The following is a 13,978-nucleotide window of genomic DNA, read 5'->3' as shown; positions in this document are numbered from 1 at the left end:
CCCACCCGCCCCCCGACGGTTTCTCCCACCCGCCCCCCGACGGCTTCGCCGACACGCTGATCGACATGATCGTCGGCAGCTACGTCGCCGAACTGGCCCGCGCGGACGCGCTCAGCGACGACTGGCACACCCGGATCGCGTCGGCGGTCGGCGCACTGCTGGCTGCGCAGACCTAGCCGGTCTTCTCGGCGGCCTGGCGGGTGGCCATCACCCAGGACAGGAACTCCTCGACCGCCTGCGCGGTGTAGTGCGCCCGCGGCGAGCCGTAGTAGAAGTCGAAAGCGTGCTGGGCGTGCGGGATCTCGGCGTAGACCACCGGCGAGGTGGACACCTCCCGCAGCGCCTCGGCGAACTCGCGGCCCTCCGGGACCGGAATGATCGAGTCGTCCCGGCCGTGCAGGATGAAAAACGGTGGTGCGTCGGCGCGCAACCGGTAGCTCGGCGACGCATCGACATAGATCTGGCGGTTCCGGGTGATCGGCTTCTTGACCACGAACTTCTGCAGGAACGCGATGAACTCCTTGCGCCCGCTGCCCTTTCCGGACACCCAGTCGTAGCGACCGTAGATCGGCACCGCGGCCACCACCGAGGTGTCGGCATCTTCGAACCCCGGCTGCAGCCGCGGGTCGTCGGCGGTCAGCGCCGCCAGTGAGGACAGATGGCCACCGGCAGAGCCGCCGGTGATCGCGACGAAGTCCGGATCGCCGCCGTATTCGGCGATGTGCTCCTTGATCCACGCCAGCGCGCGCTTGACGTCGACGATGTGATCGGGCCAGGTGTTGCGGGGGCTGACCCGGTAGTCGATCGACACGCAGATCCAACCGTGGTCGGCGAGGTGGCTCATCAGCGGATAGCTCTGCGGCTTCCGCATGCCGATCGCCCAGGCGCCACCCGGAACCTGAAGCAGCACGGGAGCTTTGCCGTCACGAGGTAGGTCGGGCCGGCGCCAGATGTCGGCCTTGTTGACCGGCAGCGGGCCGTACTGCACCACGCTCTCGACGTAGCGGCGGCGGATCACGTCGTTGGGGAAGACCCCGACCAGCCGGCGCCGGGACGGCCGGGCCTTGTCGGCGATCTGCTGATAGTTCTCGCCGAGCGCCTCGCGCAGCGGATCCTCGAAGTACGGTTGCGAGCCGACGTTACGGCGGTGGATCAGATACAGCAGACCCCACGCGATCGCGGTGAGCACCAACGCGATTCGGCCCCGAGGCCCGCGGAAGTCGCCCCGGATGCCGCGGCGCACCGCGTCGAGCATCGACCCCGCCATGTACAGCGGGGACATCTCCGAGGTCGGCCAGCCGAACGCGAACACCGGGATGGTAGGGTATCCGTCGCGCGCGAGCGGGCGGACACCGTTGGCAGCGTTGAGCAGTTCGGCGACCGCGCGCAGCAGCGGCCGCGGCTTAGGCATGATCAGGCATTCTCGATGCGCTCCTGAAGGTCCTTCCGGGAGATCTTGCCGGTGACGCTGCGCGGCAGTTCATCGAGAACCCTGATCTCCCTTGGGACTTTGTAGCCGGCGAGGTTGTCGCGGACATGTTGCTTGAGTGTGTCGGGAGTAGCCGATGCGCCGCCGGTCAAAACCACGAACGCCTCAAGCCGCTGGCCGAACTTCTCGTCGTCGACCCCGAGCACCGTCGCCTCGGCCACCTCCGGGTGGGCGGCCAGCGTCTTCTCCACCTCGATCGGGTAGACGTTCTCGCCGCCCGAGACGATCATCTCGTCGTCGCGGCCGACCACGAAGAGCCGCCCGTCCGCGTCGAGGTAGCCGACGTCGCCCGAGGACATGAACCCCTCGTGGAAGTCCTTGGTCTTGCCCGTGGTGTAGCCGTCGAACTGCGTCGAGTTGCGTACGTAGATCCCGCCGACCTCACCGGTGGGCACCTCGCGGAACTCGGCGTCCAGGATCCGGATCTCGGTGCCCTCGGCGGGGCGGCCCGCGGTGTCGGGGGCGGCCCGCAGATCGCGCGGCGTCGCGGTGGCGATCATGCCGGCCTCGGTGGCGTTGTAGTTGTTGTAGATCACGTCGCCGAACCGGTCCATGAACCTGATGACCACATCGGGGCGCATCCGCGAACCCGAGGCGGCCGCGAATCTCAGTGAGCGGCCGCGGTATCTGTCGAGCACCTCGTCGGGCAGGTCCATGATCCGGTCGAACATCACCGGCACCACACACAGGCCGGTGGCCCGGTGTTTGTCGACGAGTTCCAGGGTCGCTTCGGGATCGAACTTGCGGCGGGTGATGATCGTGCACGACATCGACGCGGCGAACGCCAGTTGGGAGAAGCCCCACGCGTGGAACATCGGGGCGACGATCACCACAGGCTGCTCGGCGCGCCACGGGGTACGGTCCAGAATCGCCTTGAGCACGCTCGGATCTCCGCCGGAGTGCTTGGCGCCCTTGGGTGTTCCGGTGGTGCCTGAGGTCAGCAGGATGACCCGGCTCTTCTCCAGCGAGCGCTTCGGTTCCTGCCCGCTGTGCTCGGCGATCATGCCCTCGACCGTGAGCGCGTCGACGCGGCCGTCGGCCCACGCGACGATGCGGGTGGTGTCGGGCCGCCCGGCCAGCGCCCGGTCGACGGTGTCGGTGAACTCCTCGTCGTAGACCACCGCCACGGAGCGTCCCTCGCCCTCACGCTCCATCACCTCGGCCAGCGCAGGCCCGGCGAAGGAGGTGTTGAGCAGCAGCACGTCGGCGCCGATCCGGTTGGCCGCGATCAGTGCGTCGACGAACCCGCGGTGGTTGCGCGCCATCAGCGCGATGACCTCGGGCTGCCCGCCGGGCAGCGCCTGCAGGGCCGCGGCGAACGCGTCGGCGCGGCGGTCGATCTGGCGCCAGGTCAGGATTCCGAGCTCGTCGACCAGCCCGGCCCGGTCCGGGCAGCGCTGCGCCGCGGCGGCGAACCCGGACGTGATCGCCATGTTCTCGCGCTGCATCGCGGTGGCGATGCGCAGGTATTTGTCGGGCCGCATCGGCGCGATGACGCCGGCGCGCGCCATCGTCGTGACCAGACCGAGGGCGTTGCTGACCGATTCGGTGATTCCCATGGGCACCGGGCTCAGCCCAGGATGGGGAGTCGACGCTCCCGGGCCAGATCGTCGAGCGCTCGCTGCATCACCCGCCGCACGTGGGCGTCCACCTCGTCGATGTCGGGATCCTCGCCGAACTCCGCGACGATGTCGATCGGCGCCAGCGCCTGCATGGTGATCTTGGCCGGCAGCGGCACATTCAGCGGCAGCACCACCGACAGCCCGAACGGGAAGCCGAACGACACCGGCAGGATCTTGGTGCGGAACGCCCGCGCCACCGGTCCCAGCGCCTTGGCGATCTCGGTGCCGCGGGACAGGAACAACTGGCTCTCCTGGCCGCCGATGGCCACCGTCGGCACGATCGGCACCCCGGCGTTCAGCGCCGCTTTCACGTAGCCGGTGCGCCCGGCGAAGTCGATCTTGTTCGCCGCCAGCGTCGGGCGGTAGACGTCGTAGTCACCGCCGGGGAACACCACCACGACACCGCCGGAGCGCAGTGCCTCGTCGGCGTTGCGGTGGTTGGCCGGGATGAACCCGGTCTTCTTGAAGAAGGTGCCGGTGGGGCCGACCATCAGCATGTCGTGGCTGAGCGTGTAGACGGGCCGGTCGAAGCCGAACCTGTCGTAGAAGCCGCTGGCGAACACCGGGACGTCCATCGGGAACAGCCCGCCCGAGTGGTTGGAGACCACCAGCGCGCCGCCCTTGGGGAAGTCGTCCAGTCCGCGCACCTCGGCGCGGTGCCAGCCCTTGAGGAACGGCTTGAGCAGCCCCATGACCCGTTCGGTGAGCACGGGGTCCCACTTCGTCAGTTCGGACGCTGTCAGTTCGGACGTCTCGTTGCCGGTCGCGCCCACGGGGCCCCCTCGATTACTGGAACGTGTTCTAGTTTTCGAGTCTACCCACTGGTCCGGGCCACCCCGACCAGCTATGAGCAGGCTCACGTGACCGAACACTCCAGCACGGACGGTGCCGTCGTCAAGGACCTCCGCGTGATCGTGATTTCGATCTTGATCAGGCCGATCTTGATCCAGCCGGCGTCGCCGACAGTCCTGCCTTCACCGTGCGGGTCAGCTCGTCGGCCAGGATCTCGGGCTGCCCGGCCAGCAGGCCGTCCAGCGCGAGTTCGGCGACCACCGCCGGATCGGTCTTCTGGTCGGCCGGGATGTAGGAGACCATGTCGGTGTCCATGTATCCGACGTGCAGCGCGGCGACGTGGATGCCGCGCGGCGCCAGCTCCTGGCGCAGCGCATCGGTCATCGCCCAGCCCGCGGCCTTGGCCGCCGAGTACGCGCCACTGGCCGGCGAATGAACCCAGGACAGCACCGACAGCACGTTCAGGATCGACCCGTCGGCCCCGTTCTCGGCGATGTTGCGTTCGATGACCGGCACGAAGGCGCGGGTGACGGCCAGCGTGCCGAAGTAGTGGGTCTCCATCTCCAGCCGGATGTCATCCATCGACCCGTCGAGCAGTCCGGCCTGGGTCGACACGCCCGCGTTGTTGATGACGACGTTGACGTCGGCGGCCTGCTCGGCCGCGCGGCGTACCGACTCGGGATCGGTGATGTCGAGCTGGATCGGGATGACGCCGGGCAGATCGACGGTCTCGGGGCGACGGGCCCCGGCGTAGACCTTGGCGCCGCGCGCGGCGAGCTGTGCGGCGAACTGGCGGCCGAGGCCCCGGTTGGCGCCGGTGACCAGGGCGGTGAACTGAGGTGTGTGCGTCATGCTGCGGTCAACGTCGCAGCGGAGCCACGCAGTCCCGCGCGCGGTGACAATTGCAGCTGGCCGGTAGTCCGAAACACCCGGCAGCGCCGAAGCGCCCGCTGTAGCGTCACAAACGCTATGGCGGAACCCGGTCGGGGGATTCCGCCATAGTGTCTTTCCGGGACAGGTTCGGCAGCTCCAGCAGGAATTGTCATGTCGCCGGCGGCGGCTCGCGACGATACTCGGAAACCGTGACCGACCCATCGCCGCGCGACCCATCTGCTCTTCGCGCGAGCGCTCATCGCCACCGCGACCGGCTCCGTGAACTCCTCGACGCCGTCACCGATTCGGCCAACGGCGACGTCGGCGACATGGCGCGCAGCAGTTACAGCTCGGAGTTCCACTTCTCCCGCGAGGTCCGCCGGCTGACCGGGGAATCGCCGGCGGCATTGCGCCGCAGGGTGATGCTGGAGCGGGCCGCGTGGCGGCTGCAGCGCGGCGAGGCGGTGTCGGCCGTGGCCGCCGACGAAGGGTGGTCGTCGGCCGAGGTGTTCTCCCGGGCGTTCCGGCGCACTTACGGGCTGCCCCCGTCGCAGGCCGGCGAGGTGCACTTCCGGCTGCCGGCGCCCAACGGCCTGCACTTCCATCCGCCCGAATCGCTCTGGCTGGACAGCGATCCCGGCAGCCGTGCGCACACCCCCGACATCGCGTCGCTGATGGTCGACCACGACCTCGCCGACACCGCGCATCTGCTCGAACAGGCGACGCAGCTGAGCGCGCAGCAGTGGACCGCCGAGATCGCGCCGGGGCAGACGGTGCTCGAATGGGACGGTCCCGAACCCAGCGTGGGCGCGGTGCTCGGCGCGATCGTGTGGAACAAACAGGTGTGGCTGGCCACCATCGCCGGCGACGACTTCCCGTCCCGAAGGGCCACCCAACCCGAGTCCGTCGACGCCGCGGAGTTGGCCGCGCATCACGACGACATCGGCAAGCGCTGGCGCGCAATGGTTTCCGAGTACGCCGCGGCGGGCCGGCTCGGCGACACCGTGATCGACGCGCTGTGCGACCCGCCGGAGTCCTTCCAGCTCTTCGGCATCGTGGCGCACGTGCTGACCTACTCGGCGCACCGCCGGGAACTGGTCCGCGCCATGCTGGCCCGGCACGGGGTGAAGAGCCGGCTCGGCGATCCGCTGGACTGGATGAGAGGAAACTAGATGGCCACCGTGTACTACACCGCAGCCAGTCTCGACGGCTTCATCGTCGACCAGAACAAGAGCCTGGACTGGCTGGTCTCACGCGACATCGACGCCGACGGCCCGTTCGCGATCGACCCGTTCCTGGCGTCGGTGGGCGCGCTGGTGATGGGCGCCGACACCTACGAATGGATCCTGCACAACCACCCGGGTGACTGGATGTACCCGCAACCGTCCTGGGTGCTGACCCACCGGGACGGCCTCGTCGCCGACGGCCACGACGTGCAGACCTTCGCCGGCGACGTCGCCGACCTGCACCCGGTCCTGTGTGCGGCCGCGGGCGGCAAGAACGTGTGGGTCGTCGGCGGCGGAGACGTGGCGGCCCAGTTCGTCAGCGCGGGCCTGGTCGACGAGATGATCGTCTCCTACGCGCCCTGCACGCTGGGCGCCGGATCTCCGATGCTGCCGCTGCGCTCCGAATGGGCGCTGGTGTCCTCGGCCGTCAACGCGGATTTCGTGTGCGCCCACTGGCGGCGCGGCTGAGCCCGCCGCCGTAGGGTGGCGGAGCGAATCCGCACGACAATTGGAGGCCGCCCGCGATGGGTCATTACCGGAGCAACGTCCGAGACCTGGAGTTCAACCTCTTCGAGATGCTCGACCTGGAGAAGGTGCTCGCCACCGGACAGTTCGGTGACCTCGACGGGCAGTCCGTGCGCGAGATGCTGCGGGAAGCCGCCAAGCTCGCGGAGGGCCCGGTGGCCGAGGCGTTCGCCGAGACCGACCGCACCCCGCCGTCGTTCGATCCGGCCACCCACACCGTGACGATCCCCGAGCCGTTCAAGAAGTCCTACCGTGCCTGGCAGGACGCCGAGTGGTTCCGGGTCGGGATGTCCGAGGACATCGGCGGGGTGCCGGCGCCGAGGATGCTGGAGTGGGCGATCAACGAGCTCGCGCTCGGCGCCCAGCCCGCGGCCTTCATGTACGCGGCCGGTCCGAAGATGGCGGACGTGCTCAACGCGATCGGCAACGAGCAGCAGCGGCACTGGGCGTCGCTGATGATCGAGCGGCGCTGGGGCGCGACGATGGTGCTCACCGAACCCGACGCCGGCTCCGACGTCGGCGCCGGGCGCACCAAGGCCGTCGAGCAGCCCGACGGCTCCTGGCACCTCGACGGCGTCAAGCGCTTCATCACCAACGGCGACGCCGACGACCTGTTCGAGAACATCCTGCACGTCGTGCTGGCCCGCCCGGAGGGCGCGGGCCCGGGCACCAAGGGGCTGAGCCTGTTCGTGGTGCCGAAGTTCCACTTCGACCCGCAGACCGGCGAACTCGGCGAACGCAACGGCGTGTTCGTCACCGGCCTCGAGCACAAGATGGGCCTGAAAGCCTCGGCCACCTGTGAGCTCACGTTCGGCCAGCACGGCACCCCGGCGGTCGGCTACCTGGTCAACGACACCCACAACGGCATCGCCCAGATGTTCCGGGTGATCGAGTACGCGCGAATGATGGTGGGCACCAAGGCGATGTCCACGCTGTCGACCGGGTACCTGAACGCGCTGGAGTACGCCAAGACACGGGTGCAGGGCGCGGACATGACGCAGATGACCGACAAGGCAGCGCCGCGGGTGACGATCATCCACCACCCCGACGTGCGCCGGGCGCTGCTGACCCAGAAGGCCTACGCCGAAGGGCTGCGCGCGCTGTACCTCTACACCGCCGCACACCAGGACTACGTGGTCGCCGACGCGGTGTCGGGCGCCGACGAGGCGATGGCCGGCCGGGTCAACGACCTGCTGCTGCCGATCGTCAAGGGCGTCGGCTCCGAACGGGCCTACCAGTGCCTGACCGAGTCGCTGCAGACGTTCGGCGGGTCCGGGTTCCTGCAGGACTACCCGATCGAGCAGTACATCCGCGACGCGAAGATCGACTCGCTGTACGAAGGCACCACCGCGATCCAGGCGCAGGACTTCTTCTTCCGCAAGATCGCCCGCGACCAGGGCGGGGCGCTGATGCACGTGGTGACCGACCTGCGCGCGTTCCTCGACGATCCGGCGGCCCGCGACGAGCTGGCCACCGAGCGCGCGCTGCTGACCACCGCGGTCGACGACGTCCAGGAGATGGTCACGTCGATGACCACCTACCTGATCGAGTCGCAGCAGGATTCCAGCCAGCTGTACCGGCTGGGGCTGGAGTCGGTGCCGTTCCTGCTCTCGGTCGGGGATCTGCTGATCGGGTGGCTGCTGCTGCGCCAGGCCGAGACCGCGCTGAACGCGCTGGACCGCGACGTCAGCGAGCGGGACCGGGCGTTCTACACGGGCAAGGTGGCCGGCGCGAAGTTCTTCGCCCGCACCGTGCTGCCGCGGCTGTCCGCGCAGCGCCGCGTCCTGCAGGCGGTGGACCTGACCGCGATGGAGCTGTCTGAAGCGGGGTTCTGAGATGCAGCGAGACTGAGGTTGTTGGCGAGTTTCCCGAGAAACTCCGCCAACAACCTCAGTCTCGCGTCTGCGTGGGTTAAGAGGCCGGGGTATAGCCGAACGGCAGCAGCACGCTCTTGGACTCGCAGTACCCGGCGATGCCTTCCGGTCCGCACTCGCGGCCGATGCCGGAGTTCTTGTAGCCGCCGAACGGGGCCCCGGCATCGAAGGCGTACATGTTGATGCCGTAGGTGCCGGTGCGGATCTGCTTGGCGATCTCGACGGCCTTGGCGTAATCGGTGGTGTACACCGAACCGGCCAGGCCGTAGACCGAGTCGTTGGCGATGCGCACCGCGTCGGCCTCGTCCTCGAACGGGATCACCACGAGGACGGGACCGAAGATCTCCTCTTGGGCGATGGTCATCGAGTTGTCCACATCAGCGAACACGGTGGGCTGCACGAACCATCCGCTGTCCAGGCCGTCGGGCCGGCCGCCGCCGGCAACCAGGCGCGCGCCCTCATCGAGGCCCTTCTTGATGTAACCCTCGACGCGCTCGCGCTGCTTCTCGCTGATCAGCGGGCCGATCATGGCGGCCGCGTCATCGGGCAGGCCGGGCGCCATGCCGGCCGCGGCGGCCGCGATCTTCTCCACGACCTCGTCGTAGCGCGACCGCGGGGCCAGGATCCGGGTCTGGCCCACACAGGCCTGGCCGGAGTTCATCAGGCCGGAGAAGATCAGCATCGGCAGGGTGGCGTCCAGGTCGGCGTCCTCCAGGATGATCGCCGCGGACTTGCCGCCCAGCTCCAGCGTGCACGGCTTGAGCTTCTCGGCGGCGATCTTGCCGATCTCCTTGCCGACCGCGCTGGACCCGGTGAAGGTGAACTTGTCGATCTCCCGGTTGTCGGTCAGGGCACGGCCGGTGTCCACGCCACCGGGCACCACCGAGAGCACACCCTCGGGCAGCCCCGCCTCGGCGAACACCTCGGCCATCAGGTTGGTGGTCAGCGGGGTCTCGGCGGCGGGCTTGAGCACCAGGGTGCAGCCGGCCAGCAGGGCCGGGCCCAGCTTGTTGGCGGCCAGGAAGAACGGCACGTTCCAGGCGACGACGGCGCCGACGACGCCGATCGGTTCCTTGAGCACCAGGGTCTGGCCGTACGCGCCGTCGCGGATGTCCTGCCAGGAGAACTTGTCCGCCGCCGAGGCGTAGAACTGCAGCGTCGACATGGCCGCGCCGTACTGCATCATGTCGACGATGGTCTGCGGCTGGCCGGTCTCCAGCTTCAACAGCGCCTTGAATTCGTCGGCGCGCGCTTCGATCAGCTCGATCGCCTTGGCGATGACGGCCTCGCGCTCCTTCGGGGTGAGCCGCGGCCAGGGGCCCTCGTCGAAGGCCTTGCGGGCGGCCGCGAATGCGGCGTCGACGTCGGCCTTGGTGGCCAGCGGAACCTGGCCGACCTTCTCGCCGGTGGCGGGGGAGTGCACCTCGATCACGTCCGAGGTGGCCGGCTCGACCCACTTGCCGCCGATGAACAGTTTGTCCCACTCGGTCTTGAAAGCAGTGCTTTGAGTCATGTGGGTCACACTACCGATCGTGAGGCCAAACGAGAACCTGTTGCAAGACAGGTGTCAAGACGGCCGCAACACCAGCACCAGGTTGCTCACCAGGAATTCCCGCAGACCCGGCACCCGGGTCAGCCACCAGGCCCATCGGGGGTGGTAGCGCGGGAATGCGGCAATCAGCGCCCCGGTGCCCTCGGCCCAGCGCAGGCCGTCGCGCGCATGCACAGCGAACAACGACGAGCCGTAGTCGTTCTTCGGCCGGTGGCCGTGTTTGCGGGTGTAGCGCTCCGCGGCCCGGTATCCGCCGAGATAGTGCGTCAGCCCCATCTCGTGACCTCCGAACGGACCCAGCCACACCGTGTAGGACAGCACCACCAGGCCGCCGGGCCGGGTGACGCGCAGCATCTCGTCGCCGAGCCGCCACGGCTGCGCGACGTGCTCGGCGACGTTCGACGACAGGCAGATGTCGACGCTGTCGTCGGCGAACGGCAACGCGGTCCCCGACGCCCGCACGAACGTGCCGGCCCGGGCACGGGTGCGCGGCCCGGCGGCGTGCATCTCGCGCGGATCGGGTTCGACGCCGACGTAGCGGACGCCGGCCTCGGTGAACGCGGTCGCGAAGTAGCCGGGCCCGCCGCCGACGTCCAGCAGCGTCAGCCCCGACACCCCGGTGCCCGAGACCGACCGCCACAGGTCCCCGACCATCGCGGCGGTGTCGTCGGCCAGCGCGCCGTAGAAGCGGTCCGGGTCACTCTGCTCGAAGCGGAACGCCGCGAGCAGCCGCAACGACCGCGCCAGCGTCGCCTGTTCGGCGAAGCGGTCGGTGGCAGGCACCCGGCCACCCTACTGACCACCCGTTAGGCTGGCGGGGATGTCTGCCCAGCCTGAGCCCGACCGCTCCTCTGCGCGGGTCCGCTCGGTGCTCCTGCTCTGCTGGCGCGACACCGGCCACCCCCAGGGCGGCGGCAGCGAGACCTACCTGCAACGCATCGGTGCCCAACTGGCCGCCTCGGGCACCCGGGTCACCCTGCGGACCGCGCGCTACGCCGGTGCGCCGCGCCGCGAAGTCGTCGACGGCGTGCAGATCCAACGCAGGGGCGGGCCCTACACGGTCTACGTGTGGGCCGGGCTCGCGATGGCCGCCGCGAAGATCGGGCTGGGCCCGATGCGCCGCGTCCGCCCCGACATCGTGGTGGACACCCAGAACGGCCTGCCCTTCCTGTCCCGGCTGGTCTACGGCAGGCGCACGGTCGTGCTGGTGCACCACTGTCACCGGGAACAGTGGCCGGTCGCCGGCCCGGTGATGAGCCGGATCGGCTGGTTCGTCGAGTCGCGGCTGTCCCCGCGGCTGCACCGGCGCAACCAGTACGTCACGGTGTCGCTGCCCTCGGCACGCGACCTGGCGGAGCTGGGAGTGCAGTCGGAGCGGATCGCGGTGGTCCGCAACGGTGTCGACGCCGCCCCCGAACACACGCTGGCGGTGCCGCGGTCGGAGACACCCCGTGTGGTGGTGCTGTCGCGGCTGGTGCCGCACAAGCAGATCGAGGACGCACTCGACGCGGTCGCCCGGTTGCGCACCCGGGTCCCCGACGTGCACCTGGACGTCCTGGGCGACGGCTGGTGGGCCCAACGACTCGTCGACCACGCCGCCCGGCTCGGCATATCCGACGCGGTCACCTTCCACGGACACGTCGACGACGCCACCAAACATGCTGTGCTGCAGCGCAGTTGGGTGCATGTACTGCCTTCGCGCAAGGAAGGCTGGGGGCTGTCGGTGGTCGAGGCCGCCCAGCACGGCGTGCCGACGATCGGCTACCGCAGCTCGGGCGGGCTGACCGACTCGATCGTCGACGGGGTCACCGGCATGCTGGTCGACGACAGTGACCAGTTGGTCGACGGCCTGGAGCGGCTGCTGACCGACGGGGTGCTGCGCGAACAGCTGGGCGCCAAGGCACAGGTGCGCAGCGGCGAGTTCTCCTGGGAGCAGAGTGCCGACGCGATGCGCGCGGTGCTGGACGCCGTCCGCGCCGGGCAGCCGGCCAGCGGCGTCATCTGAGCCGGACGCACGGACGCGGCGGGCCCCGCGGATCTCGCTGGTATCGCGGACACCGTCGTGAATGGCCATTAACATAGCGGCCATGCTCAGCGCGCTGCGCCGGATCATGGACTACGAAATGACCGTCGCCGAGTGGATCGGTGCCGCGCTGTTGGCCGGTGCGCCCTACGGCGCGCTCGGGCTGCTCGTCGCGCTGCTCAAACCCGACCACTACGCCGACGCGGACGGCCTGTACCGGATCGCCGCGTTCGTCGGGTCCGTGGTGTTCTGGCCCGTCCTGTTCGTCACGGACGTCTGCCTGCCATGAGCCGCAACAGAATTCAGATCAGCCGGCGCACCGCACGCTGGAGCGACGACCCGGTGACCGTCGCCGGTGCGATGGACTTCTGGTCGTTCGCCGCGGGTGCGGCCAACGTGATCATGCAGCTGTCCCGGCCCGGCGTGGGTTACGGCGTGGTGGAGAGCAAGGTCGATTCCGGGAACCTGCTCAAGCATCCGTGGAAACGGGCGCGCACCACGTTCCAGTACCTCGCCGTGGCGATCTTCGGGACCGACGCCGACCGGGCCGCGTTCCGCGCGGCCGTCGACGGCGCCCACCGGCACGTGAAGGCGGGCCCGGCCAGCCCGGTGCCCTACAACGCCTTCGACCGCGATCTGCAGATGTGGGTGGCGGCCTGCCTGTTCGTCGGGCTGGAGGACACCTACCAGCTGCTGCGCGGCGAGATGACCTCCGAACAGGCTGAGCAGTTCTACCGCTCGGCGGCGACGCTGGGCACCACGCTGCAGGTCAGCCCCGACCAGTGGCCGCCGAGCCGGGTGGAGTTCGACGGCTACTGGAACACCGCGTGCGAGCAGGTCCAGATGGACGACGTCGTCAGGTCCTACCTGACCGAGCTGATCAACCTGCGGATGATCAATCCGCTTCTGGGGCTGCCGTTCCGGCCGCTGCTGAAGTTCCTGACCGCGGGGTTCCTGGCCCCGGTGTTCCGCGACGCGCTCGGGGTGTCCTGGGGCGTGCGGCGGCAGTGGTGGTTCGAGCAGCTGTTTTTGTTCGTCGCGTTCGTGAACCGGTTCGTGCCGGGCTTCATCCGCCAGGGTGGCAGCCACCTGCTGCTCGCCGACGTCCGCCACCGCGTCCGCAGGCACCGCAGGCTGGTCTGAGGATGTCGATCCGCACCGCCACCCGAAGCCTGCTGGCCAGGCGGCTGTCGGTTGCCGACGTGATCGAACTCGGGCTGTGGCTGGCGATCCCGTACGTGACCATCGGGCTGGGGTGGGCGTTCTTCCGCTTCGAGGAGGTCCAGCAGCTGGAGACCATCCTGCAGGTGCGGCTGCCGGCCGGCGGCGGGCTGGTGGCCTACCTACTGGTGGCCGCGCTGTGGCCGATCCAGCTCCTGCTGCCCACGGCGTGCGCGGTGTGAGCGCAGCCATCCGGCCAGCATCCCGATGAGTCCGGCGCCGAGCGCGGCGAGCCACACCGCGTGCGCGGCGAGCAGCGCGGGGCGGTGCGGCGAGCCAGGCGTGTTGCCGCCGACCGCGTACACCGTCAGCGCGTCGTCGGCGAACGCGACCGGCAACGCCAGCGGCGGCGCCTGACCGTTCTGGTTCTCCACCACCACCCAGCCCACCCCGGCTCCGGCGAGTTCGTCGGCCCCGGCGCCGGCGATCAGCATCTGCTGCACGTCGCGGGCCCTGCTGCCCTCGCCGGGCACGTTCTTGCCGGCGATGGTCAGGTCACCGGTGCTCAGCACATCGGCGCGCAGCCAACGCGGCAGCGGATCGAGCACCGGCGCGTCGCCGGCCCACGCGAACCGGCGCATGCTGTCGACCGGCAGCACCGCCACCGTCGCGGGATCGGCGTTGATCACCGCGGCCGCCGCCGGCCACCCCGGCGGGTACTGCACGGAGGCGACGCGCCCGCCCACCCCCCAGGTGAGGTCGGGCAGCGTGGCCACCACCGCGGCGCTGCACAGCACGGCGGTGAGCGCGGCGGGCAGCCGGGGGCGCAGCGTGACGACGG

The 13,978-nt window shown here is 69.7% G+C and carries 13 protein-coding genes and 1 pseudogene; 7 read left to right on the top strand and 7 right to left on the bottom strand.

The features are described from left to right. Positions 1–172: 172 nt before the first annotated feature. The 4 genes from MVA01S_RS23625 to MVA01S_RS23610 all read right to left on the bottom strand — a co-directional run bounded on the left by MVA01S_RS23625 (position 173) and on the right by MVA01S_RS23610 (position 4,755). The gene (locus MVA01S_RS23625; RefSeq protein WP_003933919.1) at positions 173–1,411 is read right to left on the bottom strand and encodes an alpha/beta hydrolase; all 1,239 of its coding nucleotides are present in this window, start codon (positions 1,409–1,411) and stop codon (positions 173–175) included. Positions 1,412–1,413: 2 nt separating this feature from the next. Continuing rightward, entirely contained in the window at positions 1,414–3,048 is a 1,635-nt protein-coding gene (fadD12, locus tag MVA01S_RS23620; protein WP_003933920.1) for an acyl-CoA ligase FadD12, read from the bottom strand. Between the two features lie 11 nt (positions 3,049–3,059). Then, a complete protein-coding gene (locus MVA01S_RS23615) occupies positions 3,060–3,803 on the bottom strand; it encodes a 1-acyl-sn-glycerol-3-phosphate acyltransferase (RefSeq protein WP_237024454.1) in 744 nt (247 codons plus the stop codon). A 238-nt stretch (positions 3,804–4,041) separates the two neighbouring features. Next, positions 4,042–4,755: an SDR family oxidoreductase gene (locus MVA01S_RS23610; protein ID WP_003933922.1), complete on the bottom strand. Its 714-nt coding sequence runs from the start codon at positions 4,753–4,755 to the stop codon at positions 4,042–4,044. Positions 4,756–4,985: 230 nt separating this feature from the next. Here MVA01S_RS23610 and MVA01S_RS23605 point away from each other — a divergent pair, with 230 nt between their 5' ends. The 3 genes from MVA01S_RS23605 to MVA01S_RS23595 are packed head-to-tail and all read left to right on the top strand — an operon-like array spanning position 4,986 to position 8,362. Next, on the top strand, positions 4,986–5,948 hold the full coding sequence (locus MVA01S_RS23605; protein WP_003933923.1) for a helix-turn-helix domain-containing protein: 963 nt from the start codon (positions 4,986–4,988) through the stop codon (positions 5,946–5,948). Beyond that, positions 5,949–6,470: a dihydrofolate reductase family protein gene (locus tag MVA01S_RS23600; protein WP_003933925.1), complete on the top strand. Its 522-nt coding sequence runs from the start codon at positions 5,949–5,951 to the stop codon at positions 6,468–6,470. A gap of 56 nt (positions 6,471–6,526) precedes the next feature. Continuing rightward, positions 6,527–8,362, top strand: a complete 1,836-nt coding sequence (locus MVA01S_RS23595; RefSeq protein WP_003933926.1) for an acyl-CoA dehydrogenase — start codon at positions 6,527–6,529, stop codon at positions 8,360–8,362. A 76-nt stretch (positions 8,363–8,438) separates the two neighbouring features. Here the strand turns inward: MVA01S_RS23595 and MVA01S_RS23590 are convergent, their stop codons facing one another. Further along, a complete protein-coding gene (locus MVA01S_RS23590) occupies positions 8,439–9,914 on the bottom strand; it encodes an aldehyde dehydrogenase (protein WP_003933928.1) in 1,476 nt (491 codons plus the stop codon). Positions 9,915–9,968: 54 nt separating this feature from the next. Further along, the gene (locus tag MVA01S_RS23585; RefSeq protein ID WP_003933929.1) at positions 9,969–10,736 is read right to left on the bottom strand and encodes a class I SAM-dependent methyltransferase; all 768 of its coding nucleotides are present in this window, start codon (positions 10,734–10,736) and stop codon (positions 9,969–9,971) included. A gap of 37 nt (positions 10,737–10,773) precedes the next feature. On the opposite strand from MVA01S_RS23585, the gene MVA01S_RS23580 reads away from it, so the two are divergent. From MVA01S_RS23580 to MVA01S_RS23565, 4 genes are all read left to right on the top strand, one after another. Further along, positions 10,774–11,958 (top strand): glycosyltransferase family 4 protein, encoded by a 1,185-nt coding sequence (locus tag MVA01S_RS23580; RefSeq protein WP_040543247.1) that lies wholly within the window; start codon positions 10,774–10,776, stop codon positions 11,956–11,958. 61 nt (positions 11,959–12,019) lie between these two features. Further along, positions 12,020–12,265, top strand: coding sequence for a hypothetical protein (locus tag MVA01S_RS23575; RefSeq protein ID WP_237024315.1), 246 nt, complete (start codon positions 12,020–12,022; stop codon positions 12,263–12,265). Further along, entirely contained in the window at positions 12,262–13,119 is an 858-nt protein-coding gene (locus tag MVA01S_RS23570) for an oxygenase MpaB family protein (protein WP_003933932.1), read from the top strand. The genes MVA01S_RS23575 and MVA01S_RS23570 overlap by 4 nt, the downstream gene beginning before the upstream one ends. Before the next feature lie 2 nt (positions 13,120–13,121). Further along, positions 13,122–13,379: a hypothetical protein gene (locus MVA01S_RS23565; RefSeq protein ID WP_003933933.1), complete on the top strand. Its 258-nt coding sequence runs from the start codon at positions 13,122–13,124 to the stop codon at positions 13,377–13,379. Here the strand turns inward: MVA01S_RS23565 and MVA01S_RS23560 are convergent. Continuing rightward, positions 13,320–13,978, bottom strand: a pseudogene (locus MVA01S_RS23560) (hypothetical protein); the annotation flags it as partial. The gene MVA01S_RS23565 and the pseudogene MVA01S_RS23560 sit on opposite strands and share 60 nt — an antisense overlap.

It is taken from the genome of Mycolicibacterium vaccae NBRC 14118 = CIP 105934 (genome assembly GCF_001552715.1).
Taxonomy (GTDB): domain Bacteria; phylum Actinomycetota; class Actinomycetes; order Mycobacteriales; family Mycobacteriaceae; genus Mycobacterium; species Mycobacterium vaccae.
This window is presented reverse-complemented; position numbering and strand designations above follow the sequence as displayed.